This is a genomic window from Diaphorobacter sp. B2A2W2, from assembly GCF_056730635.1.
Window position 1 is genome coordinate 1 of the sequence record NZ_JBWZOR010000013.1, and the last position, 17940, is coordinate 17940.

Annotated in this window: 22 protein-coding genes; 13 read left to right on the top strand and 9 right to left on the bottom strand. The window is 67.6% G+C overall.

Annotation, left to right across the window (positions count from 1 at the left end; translation table 11 throughout):
- From AC1PPL_RS17315 to AC1PPL_RS17370, 12 genes are all read left to right on the top strand, one after another.
- Positions 1-245 (top strand): hypothetical protein (locus AC1PPL_RS17315; protein WP_479973770.1); only part of this gene is annotated, 245 nt, incomplete at its 5' end.
- Positions 245-676 (top strand): hypothetical protein, encoded by a 432-nt coding sequence (locus AC1PPL_RS17320; RefSeq protein ID WP_479973771.1) that lies wholly within the window; start codon positions 245-247, stop codon positions 674-676. The genes AC1PPL_RS17315 and AC1PPL_RS17320, both read left to right, overlap by 1 nt.
- Before the next feature lie 10 nt (positions 677-686).
- Entirely contained in the window at positions 687-2567 is a 1881-nt protein-coding gene (locus tag AC1PPL_RS17325; protein ID WP_479973772.1) for a hypothetical protein, read from the top strand.
- Entirely contained in the window at positions 2564-2797 is a 234-nt protein-coding gene (locus AC1PPL_RS17330) for a hypothetical protein (protein ID WP_479973773.1), read from the top strand. Before AC1PPL_RS17325 ends, AC1PPL_RS17330 begins: the two co-directional genes overlap by 4 nt.
- Before the next feature lie 78 nt (positions 2798-2875).
- A complete protein-coding gene (locus AC1PPL_RS17335) occupies positions 2876-3280 on the top strand; it encodes a hypothetical protein (protein ID WP_479973774.1) in 405 nt (134 codons plus the stop codon).
- A complete protein-coding gene (locus AC1PPL_RS17340; RefSeq protein WP_479973775.1) occupies positions 3277-3558 on the top strand; it encodes a hypothetical protein in 282 nt (93 codons plus the stop codon). Before AC1PPL_RS17335 ends, AC1PPL_RS17340 begins: the two co-directional genes overlap by 4 nt.
- A 5-nt stretch (positions 3559-3563) precedes the next feature.
- The gene (locus tag AC1PPL_RS17345) at positions 3564-4133 is read left to right on the top strand and encodes a glycoside hydrolase family 19 protein (protein WP_479973776.1); all 570 of its coding nucleotides are present in this window, start codon (positions 3564-3566) and stop codon (positions 4131-4133) included.
- The gene (locus tag AC1PPL_RS17350; protein WP_479973777.1) at positions 4130-4552 is read left to right on the top strand and encodes a DUF1353 domain-containing protein; all 423 of its coding nucleotides are present in this window, start codon (positions 4130-4132) and stop codon (positions 4550-4552) included. The genes AC1PPL_RS17345 and AC1PPL_RS17350 overlap by 4 nt, the downstream gene beginning before the upstream one ends.
- Positions 4553-4852: 300 nt before the next feature.
- Positions 4853-5014 carry a hypothetical protein gene (locus AC1PPL_RS17355; protein ID WP_479973778.1) on the top strand — a complete coding sequence of 54 codons (162 nt, stop codon included), beginning with the start codon at positions 4853-4855 and terminating at the stop codon, positions 5012-5014.
- Positions 5011-5355 carry a hypothetical protein gene (locus AC1PPL_RS17360; protein ID WP_479973779.1) on the top strand — a complete coding sequence of 115 codons (345 nt, stop codon included), beginning with the start codon at positions 5011-5013 and terminating at the stop codon, positions 5353-5355. Before AC1PPL_RS17355 ends, AC1PPL_RS17360 begins: the two co-directional genes overlap by 4 nt.
- A complete protein-coding gene (locus AC1PPL_RS17365) occupies positions 5352-5561 on the top strand; it encodes a hypothetical protein (RefSeq protein ID WP_479973780.1) in 210 nt (69 codons plus the stop codon). Before AC1PPL_RS17360 ends, AC1PPL_RS17365 begins: the two co-directional genes overlap by 4 nt.
- Positions 5561-6049: a hypothetical protein gene (locus AC1PPL_RS17370; RefSeq protein ID WP_479973781.1), complete on the top strand. Its 489-nt coding sequence runs from the start codon at positions 5561-5563 to the stop codon at positions 6047-6049. Before AC1PPL_RS17365 ends, AC1PPL_RS17370 begins: the two co-directional genes overlap by 1 nt.
- Before the next feature lie 90 nt (positions 6050-6139).
- Here AC1PPL_RS17370 and AC1PPL_RS17375 read toward each other — a convergent pair whose 3' ends face one another.
- The 9 genes from AC1PPL_RS17375 to AC1PPL_RS17415 form a co-directional block, all read right to left on the bottom strand.
- Positions 6140-6298, bottom strand: a complete 159-nt coding sequence (locus tag AC1PPL_RS17375) for a hypothetical protein (RefSeq protein WP_479973782.1) — start codon at positions 6296-6298, stop codon at positions 6140-6142.
- Between the two features lie 22 nt (positions 6299-6320).
- Positions 6321-6674: a hypothetical protein gene (locus AC1PPL_RS17380; RefSeq protein ID WP_479973783.1), complete on the bottom strand. Its 354-nt coding sequence runs from the start codon at positions 6672-6674 to the stop codon at positions 6321-6323.
- Positions 6675-7165: 491 nt separating this feature from the next.
- Positions 7166-7555, bottom strand: a complete 390-nt coding sequence (locus AC1PPL_RS17385; RefSeq protein WP_479973784.1) for a hypothetical protein — start codon at positions 7553-7555, stop codon at positions 7166-7168.
- Between the two features lie 321 nt (positions 7556-7876).
- Complete coding sequence (locus AC1PPL_RS17390; RefSeq protein ID WP_479973785.1) at positions 7877-12028, bottom strand: translocation/assembly module TamB domain-containing protein; 4152 nt, start codon at positions 12026-12028, stop codon at positions 7877-7879.
- Between the two features lie 107 nt (positions 12029-12135).
- On the bottom strand, positions 12136-14040 hold the full coding sequence (locus AC1PPL_RS17395) for an autotransporter assembly complex protein TamA (protein WP_479973786.1): 1905 nt from the start codon (positions 14038-14040) through the stop codon (positions 12136-12138).
- 5 nt (positions 14041-14045) lie between these two features.
- Positions 14046-15233, bottom strand: a complete 1188-nt coding sequence (locus tag AC1PPL_RS17400; protein ID WP_479973787.1) for a vWA domain-containing protein — start codon at positions 15231-15233, stop codon at positions 14046-14048.
- Positions 15234-15251: 18 nt separating this feature from the next.
- Positions 15252-15854 (bottom strand): GNAT family N-acetyltransferase, encoded by a 603-nt coding sequence (locus tag AC1PPL_RS17405; RefSeq protein ID WP_135149825.1) that lies wholly within the window; start codon positions 15852-15854, stop codon positions 15252-15254.
- 17 nt (positions 15855-15871) lie between these two features.
- Positions 15872-16099: a hypothetical protein gene (locus AC1PPL_RS17410; RefSeq protein WP_479973788.1), complete on the bottom strand. Its 228-nt coding sequence runs from the start codon at positions 16097-16099 to the stop codon at positions 15872-15874.
- A 13-nt stretch (positions 16100-16112) separates the two neighbouring features.
- Positions 16113-16955: an AAA family ATPase gene (locus AC1PPL_RS17415; RefSeq protein ID WP_011806653.1), complete on the bottom strand. Its 843-nt coding sequence runs from the start codon at positions 16953-16955 to the stop codon at positions 16113-16115.
- A 108-nt stretch (positions 16956-17063) separates the two neighbouring features.
- Between AC1PPL_RS17415 and AC1PPL_RS17420 the strand changes: the two genes are divergently transcribed.
- The gene (locus AC1PPL_RS17420; protein ID WP_011806652.1) at positions 17064-17723 is read left to right on the top strand and encodes a c-type cytochrome; all 660 of its coding nucleotides are present in this window, start codon (positions 17064-17066) and stop codon (positions 17721-17723) included.
- The last annotated feature ends 217 nt before the right edge of the window (positions 17724-17940 follow it).

The window sequence follows — 17940 nt, forward strand, 5'->3', positions numbered from 1 at the left end:
ACAACAACCGGGTCATGCTCAAGCCGGATCCCGCCACGCCCGAGGTGCCTTTTGCCGGTGCGCGTGTGCGCCTGCACCGACTGTTGGACGGCTACTGCGCCTGGGAGGGCATCTCCGACGCCTCTGGCTATTACTGGCCGTCCGGCCTAGAAGTGGGCGCGGCCTACTACCCCGTGGCGATCGACCTGAGTGGCACTCATGAGTGCGATGCCGCCGGGCCGGTCATTGCGGTGAGGGCTGGCTGATGCGTGACCTGACACTCACCAAAGACGCCCGCGCAGCCCGCAATGCGGGCAGCATCGCCCAGGCCGATGCCGGCACCGGCAACAGCGCCATCAAGCTCTACACCGCCCAGGGAGGCACGCTGCTGGCTGTGCGCCAGCTGGACAAACCCAGCGGCACCGTGCGCCCGACGGACGGGCGCATCCAGCTTGAGATCGGCGCCGTCAACGACGTGGTGGCGGCGACTGGAGTTGCGACCTGGGGAGAGTGGCATGCGGGCGACGGCACGGTGATGGCCACTGGCCTTGTCACCGATGAGGATGGCAACGTCAGCGACGGAGCTGGCGGCCTCACGCCCACGGGCGACGTGGGCCCTTGGGTGCTGCAGGGCACCACGGGCACGCAGCTGTACGAGGGTGGCCTGGTGCTGCTCAACACGGGCCTGATTGGGTAGAGGGGCGCATGTGGCAGACGGCAAGCTCGTTTTTCTGCGCCCCGCCAGCGGGTCGGCCAAGCTGGTGCTGGGCGACGCCCATGCGGGCAGCATCGTCCCGGACGCCAACCTTGCCATTGATGCGGGGTTCGCCGGCGATGCCGCTGCGAATGTCCGCCTTGCTTACGGCAGGCCGCTGGCTGTCGATGCGGGATTTGACGGTGAGGGCGCGGCCGATGTGCAGCTGCTGTGGGATGCCAACGTCAGCCGCGGCGGCCTGCGGCACGAGCTGCGCAGCCACTGGCAGCCCGCCCACACCCTGGCCGCCGGCCTGGGCGCCGCATGGCAGCAGGCACAGCCGTTGCACCTGGGCACGCAGGCCCGGTGGCAGTTGGCAAACACCCAGCGCGGTGCGGTGCGCGGCCACTGGCAAGATGCCGAGCGCCAGCGCACAGCCGTTGCCACGCGCTGGCAGCAGGGTGAGCTGCGCCGCGCCGGTGTGGATCTGCTGTGGAAAGAGGCCGAGCGTTTACGTGCCGCAGCGCTCACCCGATGGCAGCACGGTGAGCTGCGCCGCGCAGCTGTGCGCAGCCACTGGCAAGAGATGCTGCGCCTGCGTGCGGTTGTCACTTCGCACTGGCAGCAAGGCCAGCAGCGCCATGTGCACCTGCTTACAAGCTACGGCGATGGCCTGCCCGTGCGCCTGCCGATGCGCGCGCACTGGCAAGAGGCCTGGCGCCCACGCTCTGGCGTATCCCAGCTACCCAAGCCCCCCGAGCCACGCCCGCCGTGCTACGACCCCGCGCGCCTGGGTCTGCTGGTGTTCGACACGCCGTACACGGGCGATGGGCGGCTGGTCTTCGTATGCCGCCGGGCGGGGCCGGACCCAGAGCCGCCGCAATACGTCATTCCCTTGCTGGAGGTCTATGTGAGCCTGCACACCCTCAACGCCGTGCTGCTGCCCAGCCTGGAGCCTGTGGCGCTGCTGGATGCCACGATCGAGAGCGACGATGGCGGCTTTGGCTGGGCGCTGTCCGCTAACGGACCAGAGCACCTGCTGGACCAGCTGGCGCCCGTCTCTGGCCTGCCGGCGCGCGTGCGCGTCACCATCGATGGCATCGACTGGGTGTTTGCCGTGGAGCGCGTCAGCCGCACGCGCCGCTTCGGCCAGCACCGCACAAGCATCCAGGGGCGCAGCGTCACCGCACTGCTGGCCGACCCGTACATGCCACAGCAAAGCTGGCTCAATGCTGGCAACCTGACTGCCCAGCAGATCGTGGCCCAGGCGCTGGAGTTCACGGGCACCACCATCGCCTGGGGGATTGATGACTGGCTGGTGCCAGGTGGTGCGTGGAGCTTCACAGGCACTCCCCTGCAGGCAGCGCTGCGCGTGGCCGAGAGCGTAGGCGCGGTGGTGCGCAGTCACCGCACCGATGCGCAGCTGATTTACGCGCCGCGCTACCCGGCGCTGCCGTGGGCCTGGGGAGGTGCTATGGCCAACGTGCAGATGCCTGCGGCCATCATCACCACCGACAGTCTTGAGCCTGACCCGCGCCCGGCCTACAACGCGGTGTACGTGGGGGGTATGGCCCAGGGGGTGTTGGGCCAGGTGCGGCGCACTGGCACGGCTGGAGACCTGCTGGCGCCCCAGGTGACCGATGCGCTGATCACGCAAGAGGTGGCAGCCCGCCAGCGCGGCAGTGCAGTCCTGGGTGGGGCGGGAAACAAACTCACCCACACGATGACGTTGCCGCTGCTGACGGGTGGCACCAATCCAGGCCTCATCCAACCGGGGTACCTCATCGAAGTCAACGACATCGGCCACACGTGGCGCGGCCTGGTGCGCGGCATTCGCATCACTGCAGGCATGCCCATCGTGCGCCAGACCATCGCAGTGGAGCGCAACGCATGAGCACCACCCTCTACACCCGGCTGCTGGAGCTGCTGCCCAGCCAGCCCGTGCTGACGGCCACCGTGGACACGGTGTACCCCGACGGCACCGCCATGGTCACCATGCCCGGTGGCGCGCAGGCGCGCGTGCGCAACCCGCTGGGCCACGCCGTCGGCGCCACCGTGTACGTGCAGGACGGCGCCGTCATCGGCGACGCGCCTGACCTGCCGGTGGTGCTGATTGAGATCTGAAACCCAAGGTAGAGAGGGAGTCCGTGAAGCCACAACAACCCGACCCCACCGGGTCAAGCAACAAGAGAGGGAAGCCCGATGCCTGAGCCCACATCCACCGCCGCGGGCGTGCTCACCGTGGCCACGGGCACGGCGGCCACCGCGGTGCTAACTGCATTCGGTGTGCCGTTGGGCCTGCGGGTTGATCTGCTGATCGCCGGCTTTGCGGGCGCGCTGGTGGCCATCGTGCTGCTCAACACGGTGCCCAGCACGGGCGACACGTGGCGCGAGCTGCTGCGCACCACGCTGCGCCGCATGGCCGTGGCCTGCGCCAGCAGCATCACCGCCGGCTACGTCACGCCACTGGCGCTGCTGGCGGCCAATGTGCCCGAGGCGTTGCTGCTGTCGATGGCCTTCCTCGTCGGCTCTTGTGCGCAACGCGCGCTGTCCGCCGTGAGCGAGCGGTACTTTCCGCTGTCGCAGCGGCAGGGGGGTGGGCAATGAGCGAGATCCTGAATGCCGTTCACTGGCTGTGCGGCCTGGTGGTGCTGGCCGAGGCGCTGAACAAGCTGGAGCGCACCGCGCCATGCAGGCGCGGTCTGACGCCACGAGAACGCACCACTGAAATTCTCAAGGCCATCGCCTGGATGCTGCTGGCCCTGGGGGGCGGCGGTGCCGTGGCCACGCCCATCCTGCAGATGCAGGCGCCCTCGCTGCGTGACGTGTGCGTGGCGCTGGGGTTTGCGGTGCTCATCGTCCGCACCCGCGTCAAAGAGGGGTAGTCGCCATGCAGCTCACCGCATCCATTCTGTGCGCCGCCACTGGCGCTACGCCCGCCCGCGCCGTGGCCTGGTGCAGCCCTATCGCCCAGGCCTGCGCGCTGTTCTCAATCGACAGCCCGGTGCGCCTGGCCGCCTTCCTGGCGCAGATCGGGCACGAGTCCGGCCGCCTGGTGTACGTGCGCGAGATCTGGGGCCCCACGCCCGCGCAGCGCCGCTACGAGGGCCGGGCCGACCTGGGCAACCTGCAGCCGGGCGACGGCAAGCGCTACATGGGGCGCGGCCTCATTCAGACCACGGGCCGCGCGAACTACCGCGCCACGCGCGACGGGCTGCGAGCGATCGAGCCCAGCGTGCCCGACTTCGAGGCACAGCCGCAAGCCCTGGAGCAGCCGCGCTGGGCAGCGCTGTCGGCGGCTTGGTACTGGCATAGCCGTGATCTGAATGCCCTGGCGGACGTGGGCGATGACGCCGCGTTCGTTGCGATCACCCGCCACATCAACGGCGGCACCAATGGACTGGCCGACCGCCGAGCCCTGTGGGCTGCTGCGCGCGAGGCGATGGAGGAAATGACGTGAACGTGGTTTTCATCAACGAACCCCGCCTGCAGATCCTGGGCAACGGCAGCGAGTGGCTGCTGGCCGAGGACTTCCACGTGCGCATCGAGTCGGGCGACGGCGATGAGCCCATCGCGTTCACGATCCCCGCGGGCTTCTCGACAGACCTGGCCAGCGTGCCGCGCCTGCCCGTGGCGCACATGCTGTTCGCCGGCCGCGCCCGCCGCAGCGCGATCCTGCACGACTGGCTGTACGTGTCGCGCTACCCGCGTGGGTGGGCTGACGACGTGTTCCGCGCAGCCATGCGCAACGAAGACGTGGGCGCCCTGGCGCGCTGGTTCATGTGGGCCGGCGTGCGCATCGGCGGCGGTCCGATCTACGCCGCGCACGACGCCAAGCCGGACCCTGATCCACGGCCCGAACACTACAACCCCCAGTAATCGAAAGGAATCCTCATGCGTAAACGAATCCTGTGCATTTCCCTGGCTGCGGCCGGGCTGCTGACTCTGCAGGGCTGCGCCAGCTCGAAGGTGGGCGCGGCGTGCTATGTGCCATACGGGGTGAGTGGCAGCTGCCAGATCACTACGGTGGAGCCGGGAGTGCAGGCGCCCAAAATTTAGCTGCAGCACATGAAAATAATGCTTGCGCTAGTGCATTAAATGCACTACATTAACACCCATGGCAGCATACAAAGCGGCCACCGCCCCGGCGGAACCGGGATTCCTGATAGGAGCAACATCATGAACGCAATCAAGACCCTCCGCGAAGCAAACAAGATCGCCGCCAACCTCGGCCTGGTGCGCGGCGCAGGGAAGTACAACGGCGCGGCTTACTGGGTGCGCCCCGGCAACCCCGCGATCATCACCCGCGCACGCTTGGCCGAACTCGCTGGCCTAGTGTGACCGAATCCGTCATTCATCTGCGCGTACCGGCAGCCGTCAAGGCTTGCTGGGTGCGCGAAAGCAGGGCTGCGGGAATGCGGCTCTCGGACTGGATCGTTGAAAGGGTTGAAATGCGGCATCACGTTTTTGATGTGACGTTGTACTGGCACGACGGTGGATCTGTGTTTCTTGGCGTTGTGCAGGCGCTCACGACAGAAGAGGCAGGGCGCTTGGCGCTTGCGAAATACATGCGTCAAAGCAAAGCGCATGAACGGGAAATTGAAGAGGGCGGGGGGTTTCAACTGGAAGCCGTCATGCTCCCGGCAGACGAGGCAGTGAAGTGGCTGAGTCAAAACACATGACCCACGTTGATTTCGTGCTGTGGCATGAGCGCATGGGCTACACGTATGACACCGGGGCCGCGGCCCTGGGTGTGAATCGCAGCACGTACGCCAACTTGCTCGCTGGCCAGCGCCGCGACAGCGGCACGCCGGTGGTGTACGACCGCCGCACGGCCTTGGCCTGCGCTGCGCTGGAGGCGGGGTTGCGCCCCTTGGGTGGGGCGTAATGAAGAAGCCGCGCCAGCCGCGCGTCTGTGTTGAGTGCGGCAAGCCGATTCTCTCGCCTGGTGGTACGCGCACCGTCACATGTTCCGAGCCCTGCCGCGTAGCGCGGCTCAAGCGGCTCAAGCATGCGAGCTACGAGCGCCGAAAGCAGACGCCGGAATTCAAAGCCGCGCAGGCGGAGTACGTGGCGAGCATCAAGCGCCGGCGTGCACAAGACCCGGCGTTCGATGCCGCGCAGGCTCAGCAGCACAGGCGCAACGTCAAAAACTCGGTGGAGCGGCGCAACGCAGATCCCGAGCGCCGCGCCATGCATCTGCAGAAAATGCGCGAGTGGCGCCGCCTGGCAACTCTCGAGCAGCGCGAGAAGTTCCTGGCCGCCAGCAGGGAGTGGTACGCGGGCTTGTCGGCTAAGGAGCGGGCCCGGCTCATCGCTGGCAAAGTAGAGAAGCGGCGGCAGCGCCGCGCGGGTGCATTGGGGAGCGGTTGGTGATTTGGGGCTTGTTTTGTGAAAACACCCCAAGCTTTACGTAGGCGATAAAAAGGCCCGCTCATGGCGGGCCTTTTTATCGCATTTTGTATCTTATGCCGGTTGCGAATCGCAAGGCTCTTTCGCCAGGATCTGGTCAAGCTTGCTGTTCACCGAACGGATCTCGGCTAGAGCTTCATCCAGCATTGCGTTGATGTCGCGACTGTTCTTTGGATGAACCATCGCGAAAAGATCAAATTTGAGATCTGTCATGTTCACCTCCTAGTAAACCCATTTAAACAAAAGCTTGGTTGCCCATCTTCTCGATAGCTGCCAGATATCGGGCTTCATCGTTGTTCTTAAGCGACTCGGCAATGTCCTGCACCCAAAAAATCTGCTGCTTGGCGTTGGCCACCTTGCGTTGCTCCGAATAGTCCAAAGCGTGGTGGATGCCATCTAAGAGAGATTCCACCGCTTTCAAGCTAAGCAGGATGTCCTCAATGGAAGGGGACACGTTGTCGGCAAACTGCTCAAAACCAAACTTGAGATGCACCTTTAATAGCTTGTCGGCAGTGCTGTAGATTTCATGCCACACCTCTTCAACCTTCGGCGCTACTTGTTGCCACGCCGCATTGGCATCCATCGTCATAACTTGATCCTGATGTTCTGCGCTTGATGTTTCCAAAATGTGTCCTCCCCCTGATGCTTGTTGCTATGTGTGTTCCGGCAACCCTTTTTCAAGCAGGGTGAGAGCGCAAATTTTTGGCAAAGCCCGCTATTGTATCTCGAAAAAAAAGGCTGTCTAGAGATAGGCAGCTATCTAACGAACATTAAGTGCTATTGAAGTTGTCGTCAATAGCTTTGTCCCATGAAATAGGAGTAGATAAGCTATCAAGGGCCTTGATGGAAGGCGGCTCCAAGGCATTGATTTCGCTGTATTTGTTGATACTTACGAGTTCAACTTAAAGTTGTTTCTCGTGCGCTATCAAAATAGTACGTGTGTTTTTTTGTGCTTTTTGTTGCGCTCCATGTCCAGCGGACGGTGATGGATGGGGCTATCCGCATCATGTTGGCTGGCGTGTTGCGGGGCGCACTCTGCAGCATGAGGCGGGCCTGCCGTGGCTTTCTTGTTGCAATTCGTCACCCTATGGGCCATTCGGGCTCGGGTTCGTCGTCATCCTCGGCGGTGAACCCCGTGGCTGACCCTACGTAGACTTTGTCGATAAGCCGCAGCGCATCGAGCGGGTCAAGCGCGACAAGCCATGATTGCGGCGCTGGCCGGCTCTTCGCTTTTTGCGTCTGCCGCCCCAGCGACTCCCGCCCCGCGAGGTGCAGCACGCCGTCAACGCGCAGCAGCCGCGCGCGGTACAGCGGCAGCACCAGGTCTTTGCCGCCGCGGCCGTCGCGCAGGTGCGCTTCCCAGCTCGGTTGCTGCACATCCATTACCGAGCGTGAAAAATCCAGCCATCCTTCCACCCCGCGCCGCAGGCGAGGGTCAGCCCCGGCAATTCGCTGGCCGTTCTCTCGCATTCGGTACACCCAGCAGTGCATTTGTCCACCCGGCGCCACGCGCCTAAAATCAATCGCAATCACTGGATATTAATACAGTGTTTGCGAGGAAGGCGATACCGCACGCTGAATGAACTTCTCAATTGCCTGCGCAGCATTCGGCAGCTGTCAGTGATACAAACAGTGATACAAGCCAACTTGCATCCCTCTGTGGTTCGCCCATTGAACTACGGAGAGTGAGGCAAGATTGTAAGGGCGGTGCCATACCGCCCTTTTGCTATTTATTTAATAGCTGCTTACGCTCGAAGGGAAAGCGTTACGGCCGATTTTTGGCATAGAACTTCAGTCGTAACGCACCGTGTAGATCAGGTCCACCGCGCTTTGCATGCCCGTCTGGCCGCGCAGCGTGAGGTGCTGCGACAGGTCGTAGAAGATGTACAGCGTGCCCAGCACGCCCGAGAGGCTGCGCTCGTAGGTCACGTACAGGTCCTTGGACAGGCGCTTGCCGAAGGTGAGGGCGGCGGCGCTCGCGTCCTCGCCCGTGCCGGGGCCCTTGAAGCCGATCTCATCCAGTCCCACGCGCTTGGCGATACCGCCGGTGCCGCTGCCGGAGCCCCCGCCCAGCAGGGCCAGCGCGGCCTGCTGCAGCAGCGCGGCCTCGGCGCCGCCGCTGGCGGCGCTGCGGCCCAGCACCACCCATGAGAGCTTCTCGGCGTCCGGCAGGTCGGGGTCGGCATACAGGCGCACGCGCGGCGACTGGGCCGTGCCGGTGACCTGCACGCCGGCGCGCACGCTGATGTTGGGCCGGATGGCCAGCACGTCCAGCGACGGGTTGTCGTAGGGGCCGTTGAAGCGCAGCAGGCCCGTTTCCACGTCCAGCGCCTGGCCCCAGGCGCGGTAGCGGCCCTGCACGGTGCGCACCTCGCCGGTCACGCGCGGCGGGGCGCCGGCCGTGCCGCTGCTGCGGATGTCCAGCTGCCCCGTCAGGCGTGTGGTGATGCCGTGGCCCTGCAGGGCGAAGTCGTTGCCCAGGTCCAGCGTGACGGCGATGTCGGGCGGGCGCGCGGCCTGCACCTGCCCGCCGGCCTCGGCCTTCTGGGCCTGCTGCGCGTCGCGCGCGGCCTTGGCGGCGGCTTGCTTGTCCAATGCGGCGGAGCGCACCACCACGTCGCTGCCCAGCGTGGGCGCGCCCGCCTCGGGCAGGATGATGGTGGCGCGGTCGGTGGTGAGCTGGCCGCGCAGCGTGAATTGCCCGCCCTGCAGCCGCGCCGTGAGGTCGCCCGAGACGCTGACCTGCCGGTCGGCGCGCACCAGCAGCTGCAGCGCCCGTGCCTGCGCGCGCAGGTCCATGCGGATACCGGCGCCGCCTGCGTCTGCCGCGCCCCACGATACGGTGCCGCTGCCGGTGAGCGTGCCGCCGTCCTGCGGCGCCGCGGTGCGGTTGCCGCTGTAGCCCGCGATGCGTGCGCGGCTGCCCTGGCCGCCGTGCAGGCTCAGCTCGGTGATGGTGAGCCGGTCGCCCTGCAGCGCGGCGCGCAGGCGCCCGTCCTGCAGGTCCACGCCGTCCAGCAGCGAGCGGATGGCGAACTGGTCCGCCGCCAGCTGTCCGCTCCACTGCGGCGCGGTGCGCGTGCCGGACAGGCGCGCGTCGGCGCTCAGCGTGCCGCGCACGCGCCAGCCCGGCGGCGCCAGGGCGGACCACACACCCACGTCGGGCAGTTCGGCACGCACGGTGGCGGCCAGTGGGGCCTCGGCGGGCCAGGTCCAGCCGTCGGGCGTGCGCGCCAGTTGGGTGCTGCCTTCGGCGTGCAATTGGCCGGCGCGCTCACTGTCCCAATCCAGTCGGGCGCGCAACGCCGGGCCTTCGGCGCTGACCGTGAGTTCGGCCCGGCGCACGCCGGCGGGTGTGCCGCGCGTGGGCGTGGCTTGGGCCGCCTGGGCACCCTTGCCCTGGCCGCTGCTGTGCACCACGGTGGTCGGCGCGGCATCCAGCGTGAGGATGCGCAGATCGCCGCCGCTGCGCCGCAGGCTGGCACTGGCGCGCAGCGTGTCGCCGGCGTCGATGTCCCAGGTGCCGTCCAGCAGCAGGTCGCCCGCCAGGCCCGCCCGCTCCAGCATGCCGTCGCCGTCCATGCGCCAGGCGTTGGCCCAGTCCAGCGGCAGGCCCTTCAGTTCGCCCTGGCTGCTCAGCTGCAGGGCACCCTGCGCGCCCTGGGCATAGCGCAGGGGTTGCCAGCGCAGTTGCAGATGACCGGGTCGCGGCCCTTCGACGAAGGCCTGGCCGGCGCCGGCCTCCACCACCAGCTGGGGGGACTGGCGCAGCTGGATGGCCACCGGCTCGGCCAGGCGCAGCTTCCACGGGCCGGGCTGGCCGGCCGCGTCGGCCTGCATCTGCAGGGATTCCAACTGGGCCTGCCATTGGCCCGCGCCGCGGCTGGCCGCCGTGGCGCGCAGGCGCAACTGGGCACGCTGGCCCGTGAGGGTGGCGCTGCGGGCGGAAGGGCCCTCGTCAGGCTGCGGGCCGTGGCGCAGCTCGCCATCCCAGTCGAGCGCGGCGCGCGACAGCGAGCCCTGCAGCGTGGCGGTGGTGCGCCGCAGCTCCAGCGTGAGGGGGCCCGCGTCCGTGCCGGGCTGGGGTGCGCGCGCGATCTGCAGGCGCGGCGCGGACAGCTGGGCCTGCAGGTCAAAGCGCTGCGGTGCGGCTGCGGCGGCCACGGCCGTGCCTGCCGGCAGGCCTGCGGCCTGCAGTTGGCGCTGCAGGTCGTGCCAGCCGCCGCGCCAGGTGGCGGCCAGCGTGGCGTTGCCGTCCAGGCTCCAGCCCGCCAATGCAGCGGGCAGGCCCGGCAGGCCCTGCAGCCAGCGCTGCGCGCGTTGCGCGTCCGTCATGCGCAGGTCCAGCGTGCCGTTGCCGCGCTGGGGTGCGAGTTGCCCGTCGAACTGCGCGCTGGCGCCGGGCAGCGTGGCCTGTAGCGCGCCTTGCACGGCCGGTCCCGCCAGGTCGATGCGCAGCGCCTGGGCGCGCACTTGCGCCCGCAGGGCGTCCAGCTGCAGGCGGGCGATGTCGATCTGATCGCCCTGCCACTGGCCCTGCACGGTCAACTGGTCCAGGCGCAGCGGCGCGGGGGCGCCCGCCTTCGCCGCGGCCGTGGGGGCGGGGCGGCCGGCGGCGCGCAGATCGGCGCTGAAGCGCACGGCGCCGCCCTCGGACTCCCTGGCCGCGTCGCGGCTTTCGGCGCTGGCGGTGCCGTTCACGGGCGCGGCGTCCAGCAGAGTGTGCAGCGCCGCAGGGTTGAGGGCGCGCACCTCGGCTTGGCCCTGCAGCGCGCGCGTGGCGGGTGTGTAGGCGCCCTGCAGTGCGACGCTGCCGCTGCCCACCCGCGCCAGCGATTCGGACACGGTCCAGGTGGCGCCATCGAACGCGGCGCGGGCCTGCAGTGTGTCGACAGGCAGGCGCTGCTGGTCCCACGGGCCGGGCAGGGCGTTGCGCAGCGCGGCCTGAATCTGCCAGCCGGGCGCGTCGGCCTCGGCGGGCTCCAGCGCGGCGGTGCCGCTGAGCTGGGTGGCGGGCGCCTGCGGCCACAGCGCGGCGAGGTCCAGGGCCTGCACCTCGGCCGCGGCCTGCAGCAGCGGTTGACCGGCCCAGGGGGCGATGCGCGCTTGCAGGTCGGCGCGCAGCGGTGGATGGGTGGGGCCTGCGCCATCGGTGCCGCGCAGCTGGGCCGTGAGCTGGATCTGTGCGCCCGCGCCGGCCAGCGTGCCCTGCGCGCTGGCCTGGGCTAGGGCCTGCAAGGGTTGCGCGCTGCCGGGTACCGGCGTGCGCAGCGTGCCGTTGAGCGTGGCGGTGAGCGCCATGGGCGCCTGGGCCTGCAACGTGGCCAGCAGCGCGTAGCGGCCCTGGGCCAGCGTGACCTGGTCCACCGCCAGGCGGTGTTGCTCGCCGTCGTAGCGGTAGGTGCCCTCCAGTTGCTGGGCGACGGTGCTGCCGGCCCAGTCGATGCGGTCCGCGTGGAAGGGCAGCTCGATCCGCAGTGGCAGCACCAGCTGCTGCAGAGGCGGGGTGGGCGGCTCCTGCGGGCCGGGCGCGTCCTGCGGCGTGATGAGCACCTGCGCGGCCCGCACCTCGCCCAGGCGCAGTTGGCGGCGCAGCAGCGGCGCGACGCTCCAGGCGATGCGCGCGTCGTGCACCTCCACGGCCAGCGTGGGGCTGCTCCAGCGCAGCCAGCCAATCGTGCCGCCCGAGCGCAACGAGCCGCTCACGTCGCGCGCCTGCAGGCTCTGCCCCTCGGGCAGGTATTGCGCCGCGCGCGCCAGTGCGCTGGCCAGCGAGGTGTTGCTGCCGGCCCACCACCACAGCCCGCCCAGCAGCACCAGCGCCGCCATGAGCAGGCCCCCCAGCGTAGCCAGCACCCAGCGCCCGACGCGGCGGCGCGGCGGCGGCCGCGGCGTGGGCGTCGCGCCTGCGGCGTAGGGCTGGTGGCTGGAGGGGTGGGTCATGGAGGTTTAAAAACAATAGCTGCTAGCGCTTGCCAGCAAAGGAATTTGAAATGAAAACCATCAGAATCCCTTGTGTATCAAGCGCTGGCAGCTCACTTTTTTGTATATCAGAACGTGTAGCCCAGCCGCAGGTGCAGCCGTACCTGGTGCGTGTGCAGGCCATAGGCCAGGTCGGCCTGCAGCGGGCCCACCGGGCTTTGCCAGCGCAGGCCTGCACCCACGCCCACGCGCGCCGTGAGATCGCCAGGTGTGTCGGCCACGGCGCCGGCGTCGATGAACAGGGCGCTCTCAAAGTCGGTGCGGTTGCCGCGCACGGTGATGGGGCGCTGCCATTCGGCGCTGCCCACGGCCATGTAGCGCCCGCCGAAGAGCTTGTCCGCGTCGGTGCGCGCGCCGATGCTGCGGTAGCCGTAGCCGCGCACGGTGGTGTCGCCGCCGGTCAGGAACAGCTGGGTGACGGGGATGTCGGCGCCGTCGCGCGCCAGCACCGCGCCGCCCTCCAGGCGCAGCGACAGGCGGCTGCCGCGGCGCACGTTGTTCCCCAGGTCCACGCGGCCCAGGCCGACGAAGGACTGCCAGCGCAGCAGGGTGCGCACGAAGGGGTCGCGCTCCGGGCGCAGCGTGGTGCCCACGCCCAGCTCGGCCGCCAGGCCCCAGCCGCGCGTGGGGTTGGTATTGCTGTTGAAGTAGTGCCCCGTCCAGCCGTAGTTGGCGGAGATCGCGCTGCTGGACGGCGGCGCGTCCTCGCCGCGGTTCTTGGCCGTGTCGTGCTGCAGGAAGTAGCTGCGGTCGATGCGGTCCGTGCTCTTGGTGCGCCCGGCGCGCAGCCGCGAGCTGTCCACGTCGTAGCTGCCCGTGGCCTCGCGCTGCAGCTGCAGGCCGGTGAACCAGCGCCAGCCGTTCGCATGCGGCAGCCCGGTCCAGTCGGTGGACAGCAGCTTGCGCTTGTTGTCCACCGCCACCTTGCTCACGGCGCGCCAGCCCAAGCCCGGCAGGCGGTTGTGCGTGTGGTCCATGGACAGGCGCGGTCCGCTGTCGGTGGAGATACCGACGCCGAAGACCATTTTTTGCAGCGGCGCGTCGCGCACCTGGGCAATCACGGGCGCGGACTGCGGATCGCCGTGCTCGGTGTCCAGCGTGAGGAACACCGCGTCGTAATAGCCGCTGCTGGCCAGGCGCTGCTGGGTGTCCAGCAGGCGCGCCTCGCTGTAGTCCTCGCCCGTGGGCAGGCGCGCAATACGGCGCATGCCCTCGTTGTCGTAACGCTCGCCACCCTGGATCTGCAGGGTGCCAAAACGGTAGGCCGGGCCAGGCGCGTAGGCCACCTGCAGCTTGGCCTCGGCGCGGTCGGCGTCCACCTCGGCGCGGCTGTTGGCGATGCGCGCCGTGGGGTAGCGGCGCGCCTGCAGATCGCGCAGGCCCTGGTTCTTGGCACTGTCCCAGCCCTCCTGCGTGAACGGCTCGCCGGGCGGCAGCGACCAGCCGCGCTGCAACCGGGCCTGGCGGCGCGCGAGCTCGGTCGCGTCGGCACCGTGGCCGTCCTCGCCCATTAGCGTGATGTCGGCGCTGGCGATGTGCGTGCGCGGGCCGGGCGACACGCTGACCAGCACGGTGCGCGGTGGCGCGTCGGCGTCGGTGGCCTGCTCGCGCAGCTCGATGGTGATCTCGGGACTGAAGTAGCCCTGCGTGGCCAGCAGGTCGCGGGCGTTCGCGTCGGCCGAACCCAGCAGCCGCGTGAGTTCATGCGCCTGCAGGTCGGGCAGTTGGCGAAAGCGCTGCAGCTCCAGATGGCGCGTGAGGTACTCGCGCAGGGTGTCGTCCTCCACCTGCACATCCAGCGCGAACGCATCGGGGCCGGAGTCCGGGCCCGCCTCGGAGGTGATGGAAGAGGGCGCGTCGTGCGGCGCGGGGGAGGGGCGCTGCAGCAGGCTGCAGCCCTGCAAGAGGGCCAGGCCGATCAGCAGAAACAGCAACGCCGGCCACCGGGCCGGCGCTGAGCTTGGCTTGGTCATGCGGGCTATTTTGACAAAAGCCGCATCGTTTCTTCGAGGCCTTTGAGTGACAAAGGGTACATGCGGTTGCCCATGAGCTGCTGGATGATGCCAATGCTCTGGCGGTACTGCCACACGCCCTGGGGTTCGGGGTTGATCCACGCGAACCGGGGGAAGGCGTGCGTGAGGCGCTGCAACCACTCGGCGCCGGGCTCCTCGTTGTTGTATTCCACGCTGCCACCGGGCTGCAGGATCTCGTACGGGCTCATGGTGGCGTCGCCCACAAAGATGAGTTTGTAGTCCTTGTTGTACTTGCGGATGATGTCCCAGGTTGGGAACTTCTCCGCGAAGCGGCGGCGGTTGTTCTTCCACATGAAGTCGTAAACGCAGTTGTGGAAGTAGTAGAACTCCAGGTGCTTGAACTCGCTCTTCACGGCAGAAAAGAGTTCCTCCACGCGCTGGATGTGCTCGTCCATGGTGCCGCCCACGTCCATCAGCAGCAGCACCTTCACGTTGTTGTGGCGCTCGGGCACCATCTTGATGTCCAGCCAGCCCGCGTTGGCCGCCGTGGCGCGGATGGTGTCCGGCAGGTCCAGCTCCAGCTCATGCCCCTCGCGTGCGAACTTGCGCAGGCGGCGCAGCGCCACCTTGATGTTGCGCGTGCCCAGCTCCTGCGTGTCGTCGTAGTCGCGGTAGGCGCGCTGCTCCCACACCTTCACGGCGCTCTTGTTCTTGCCCGCGCCGCCGATGCGGATGCCCTGCGGGTTGTAGCCGCCGTGGCCGAAGGGGCTGGTGCCGCCCGTGCCGATCCACTTGTTGCCGCCTTCGTGGCGCTCCTTTTGCTCCTCCAGGCGCTTCTTGAGCGTCTCCATCAGCTCGTCCCAGCCCATCTTCTCGATGGCGGCCTTCTGCTCGGGCGTCAGCTCGCGCTCCAGCATCTTGCGCAGCCAGTCGGCGGGGATTTCCTTGCGGAAGTCGGCCAGCATCTCCACGCCCTTGAAGTAGGCAGCGAACGCGCGGTCGAACTTGTCGAAGTGTTTTTCGTCCTTCACCAGCGCGGTGCGCGCGAGGTAGTAGAAGTCGTCCAGGCTCCAGGCGTCGTCGGACTTGGGGCCGACCACGCCGGCCTGCAGCGCCTCCAGCAGCGTGACGAATTCCTTCACGGACACCGGCAGCTTGCCGGCGCGCAGGGTGTAGAAGAAGTCGATCAACATGAAACAGGCCTCCAGCGCTTATTCAGCGGGCGCATGGCGCTGCAGAAGGTATAGCAACTGCGCGCGCGCTTCGGGCCATTCGCCGCTGCGCATGCTGTACATCACCGTGTCGCGGATGGTGCCGTCGCGGCGCAGCGCATGGCCGCGGATCACGCCGTCCTTCTTCGCGCCCAGGCGTTCGATGGCGCGCTGCGATGCAAAGTTGAAGTTGTCCGTGCGCCAGCCCACCACGTGGCAGCCCAGCGTGTCGAAGGCATGGCCCATCATCAGCAGCTTGGCAGTGGTGTTCACATGCGTGCGCTGCACGCTCTGGCGATACCAGGTGTAGCCGATCTCCACCCGCTTCACGGCGGGCAGGATGTCGTGGTAGCTCGTCGTGCCCAGCACGCGGCCCGTGGCATCGTCGAGCACGGCAAACGCGAAACGGTTGCCCTCGTCGCGCATGCGCAGCGCCGTCTCGATGTAGGCGCGCGTGTCCTGCGGCTCGGGCACGCTGGTGACGCGCAGTCTCCACAGCTCGCCGTCGGCCGCGGCGGCGGCGAGGCCGGCTTCATGCGCCAGGGCCAGGGGCTCCAGCCGCAGGCCGCTCTGGCGCAGGGTGACGGGCTCGACGAAGGCCATGGACTGTCGCTCCTTGCTCATTCTTTCCGCGCGCTGCGGGCCGCGCGCCAGCGCCGCGCCAGGTGCAGGCCCAGCCCGCCCCCGATGCCCACCAGGGCGATGCCTGCAATGCTGGCCGCCCCGTAGCCCTCGTTGAAGATGTCCATCCCCAGCAGCAGGCCCACGCCATAGCCCGCGAGCGCGCCGCCCACGAACCCTACCGCGTCGGACGCACCTTCCATCAAAAGCCGCTGTGCAGTGCTCATGACGGGCTCCGGCTCAGCGGTTGCGCTGGTTCATGAAGACCAGCTTCTCGAACAGGCTCACGTCCTGCTCGTTCTTGAGCAGCGCGCCCACCAGTGGCGGCACGGCCACCTTGTTGTCGGCGCTTTGCAGGGCTTCGAGCGGGATCTCCTCGGCCACCAGCAGCTTGAGCCAGTCGATGAGCTCACTGGTCGAGGGCTTCTTCTTCAGGCCGGGCAGGTTGCGCACGTCGTAGAAGGTCTTCATCGCCACGGTGAGCAGTTCGCTCTTGAGCGTGGGGAAGTGCACGTCGACGATCTTCTTCATCGTCTCGGCCTCGGGGAACTTGATGTAGTGGAAGAAGCAGCGGCGCAGGAAAGCGTCGGGCAGCTCCTTCTCGTTGTTGGAGGTGATGAACACCAGCGGGCGGTGCTTGGCCCGGATCATCTCGCGCGTTTCGTAGCAGTAGAACTCCATGCGGTCGAGTTCGCGCAGCAGGTCGTTGGGGAATTCGATGTCGGCCTTGTCGATCTCGTCGATCAAGAGCGCCACCGGCTTGTCGGCCGTGAAGGCCTGCCACAGCACGCCCTTGACGATGTAGTTGTGGATGTCCTTGACGCGCTCGTCGCCCAGTTGCGAGTCGCGCAGGCGGCTCACCGCGTCATATTCGTACAGGCCCTGCTGCGCCTTGGTGGTGGACTTGATGTGCCACTGCAGGAGCGGCATGTCCAGCGCCTGGGCCACTTCCTCGGCCAGCATGGTCTTGCCCGTGCCGGGCTCGCCCTTGACCAGCAGCGGGCGCTGCAGTGTGATGGCTGCATTCACCGCGAGCATCAGGTCCTGGGTGGCAACGTAATTCTGGGATCCTTGGAATTTCATGGGCCTGGGAATAGGGAAATCGTTGATGAAAGGGCTTGACAAGCGCTGGCTATAATCGTCCACGAACTAGAACGCGGAGACAACCAATCGCCTGATTGTGCGCGCAAAATGAAGAAGACACTGACCACGATATTCGGCCTGTCTGTCGCTTGTGCGACCGGTTTTCTCCATGCCGAGGAGATCAAGGGAGATGCCAAAGCTGGGGCGCAAAAGATCGCCATGTGCATCGGGTGCCACGGCATCCCGGGCTACCAGGCCAGCTTCCCCGAGGTGCACAAGGTGCCGATGATTTCCGGCCAGGGTGCCAAGTACATCGCCTCCGCACTCGACGCCTACAAGAAGGGCGATCGCAAGCATCCCACCATGCGCGGCATCGCCGATTCGCTGTCCGAGCAGGACATCGCCGATGTGTCGGCCTACTATGCCGAGCACGGCACGAGCGCCGGGGCACCCGCCAAGCCCTCGCGCGAACCCAATGCCCAGGTGGCGCAGCTGCTGCAAAAGGGCGCTTGCGTGTCCTGCCACGGCGAGAACTTCGCCAAGCCCATCGACCCGTCCTATCCCAAGATCGCGGGCCAGCATGCGGACTACCTGTTCGTGGCGCTCAAGTCATACAAGACCGACAAGGGCGCGTACGTGGGCCGCAGCAACGGCGTGATGGCCGGCATCGCCAAGCAGTTTTCCAACGCCGAGCTGAAGGCGCTGGCGGGTTACCTGGGTTCGCTCGATGGAGACCTGCAGGTCGTTCCGCAGCCGCGCTTTCGCTGACCGTGGCACGCACCCGAAGAAGCCCGCCAACGCGGGTTTTTTTACGCCCGGGTGAGGCACGCGGGCCGGGTTCCCTTATCTGGCACGCCCAGGTGCGGAATGGTTGCCCCGGAGGGAGGGACTTCCTACAATCGGCACTATGCGTTTCCTGGTTTCCACCCCGTGCGTCCGTATCGCGCGGCTTGCATCTGCAGCCGTCGTGATGGCGCGCGCCATG

What these genes read in the sequence shown, in the direction of transcription:
- AC1PPL_RS17340 (WP_479973775.1), top strand. Translation starts at nt 3,277, where the DNA reads ATGAGCGAGATCCTGAATGCCGTTCACTGGCTGTGCGGCCTGGTGGTG.
- AC1PPL_RS17375 (WP_479973782.1), bottom strand. Translation starts at nt 6,298, where the DNA reads ATGACAGATCTCAAATTTGATCTTTTCGCGATGGTTCATCCAAAGAAC.
- AC1PPL_RS17365 (WP_479973780.1), top strand. Translation starts at nt 5,352, where the DNA reads ATGACCCACGTTGATTTCGTGCTGTGGCATGAGCGCATGGGCTACACG.
- AC1PPL_RS17380 (WP_479973783.1), bottom strand. Translation starts at nt 6,674, where the DNA reads ATGACGATGGATGCCAATGCGGCGTGGCAACAAGTAGCGCCGAAGGTT.
- AC1PPL_RS17345 (WP_479973776.1), top strand. Translation starts at nt 3,564, where the DNA reads ATGCAGCTCACCGCATCCATTCTGTGCGCCGCCACTGGCGCTACGCCC.
- AC1PPL_RS17335 (WP_479973774.1), top strand. Translation starts at nt 2,876, where the DNA reads ATGCCTGAGCCCACATCCACCGCCGCGGGCGTGCTCACCGTGGCCACG.
- AC1PPL_RS17405 (WP_135149825.1), bottom strand. Translation starts at nt 15,854, where the DNA reads ATGGCCTTCGTCGAGCCCGTCACCCTGCGCCAGAGCGGCCTGCGGCTG.
- AC1PPL_RS17370 (WP_479973781.1), top strand. Translation starts at nt 5,561, where the DNA reads ATGAAGAAGCCGCGCCAGCCGCGCGTCTGTGTTGAGTGCGGCAAGCCG.
- AC1PPL_RS17320 (WP_479973771.1), top strand. Translation starts at nt 245, where the DNA reads ATGCGTGACCTGACACTCACCAAAGACGCCCGCGCAGCCCGCAATGCG.
- AC1PPL_RS17355 (WP_479973778.1), top strand. Translation starts at nt 4,853, where the DNA reads ATGAACGCAATCAAGACCCTCCGCGAAGCAAACAAGATCGCCGCCAAC.
- AC1PPL_RS17390 (WP_479973785.1), bottom strand. Translation starts at nt 12,028, where the DNA reads ATGACCCACCCCTCCAGCCACCAGCCCTACGCCGCAGGCGCGACGCCC.
- AC1PPL_RS17385 (WP_479973784.1), bottom strand. Translation starts at nt 7,555, where the DNA reads ATGCGAGAGAACGGCCAGCGAATTGCCGGGGCTGACCCTCGCCTGCGG.
- AC1PPL_RS17400 (WP_479973787.1), bottom strand. Translation starts at nt 15,233, where the DNA reads ATGTTGATCGACTTCTTCTACACCCTGCGCGCCGGCAAGCTGCCGGTG.
- AC1PPL_RS17330 (WP_479973773.1), top strand. Translation starts at nt 2,564, where the DNA reads ATGAGCACCACCCTCTACACCCGGCTGCTGGAGCTGCTGCCCAGCCAG.
- AC1PPL_RS17415 (WP_011806653.1), bottom strand. Translation starts at nt 16,955, where the DNA reads ATGAAATTCCAAGGATCCCAGAATTACGTTGCCACCCAGGACCTGATG.
- AC1PPL_RS17420 (WP_011806652.1), top strand. Translation starts at nt 17,064, where the DNA reads ATGAAGAAGACACTGACCACGATATTCGGCCTGTCTGTCGCTTGTGCG.
- AC1PPL_RS17410 (WP_479973788.1), bottom strand. Translation starts at nt 16,099, where the DNA reads ATGAGCACTGCACAGCGGCTTTTGATGGAAGGTGCGTCCGACGCGGTA.
- AC1PPL_RS17395 (WP_479973786.1), bottom strand. Translation starts at nt 14,040, where the DNA reads ATGACCAAGCCAAGCTCAGCGCCGGCCCGGTGGCCGGCGTTGCTGTTT.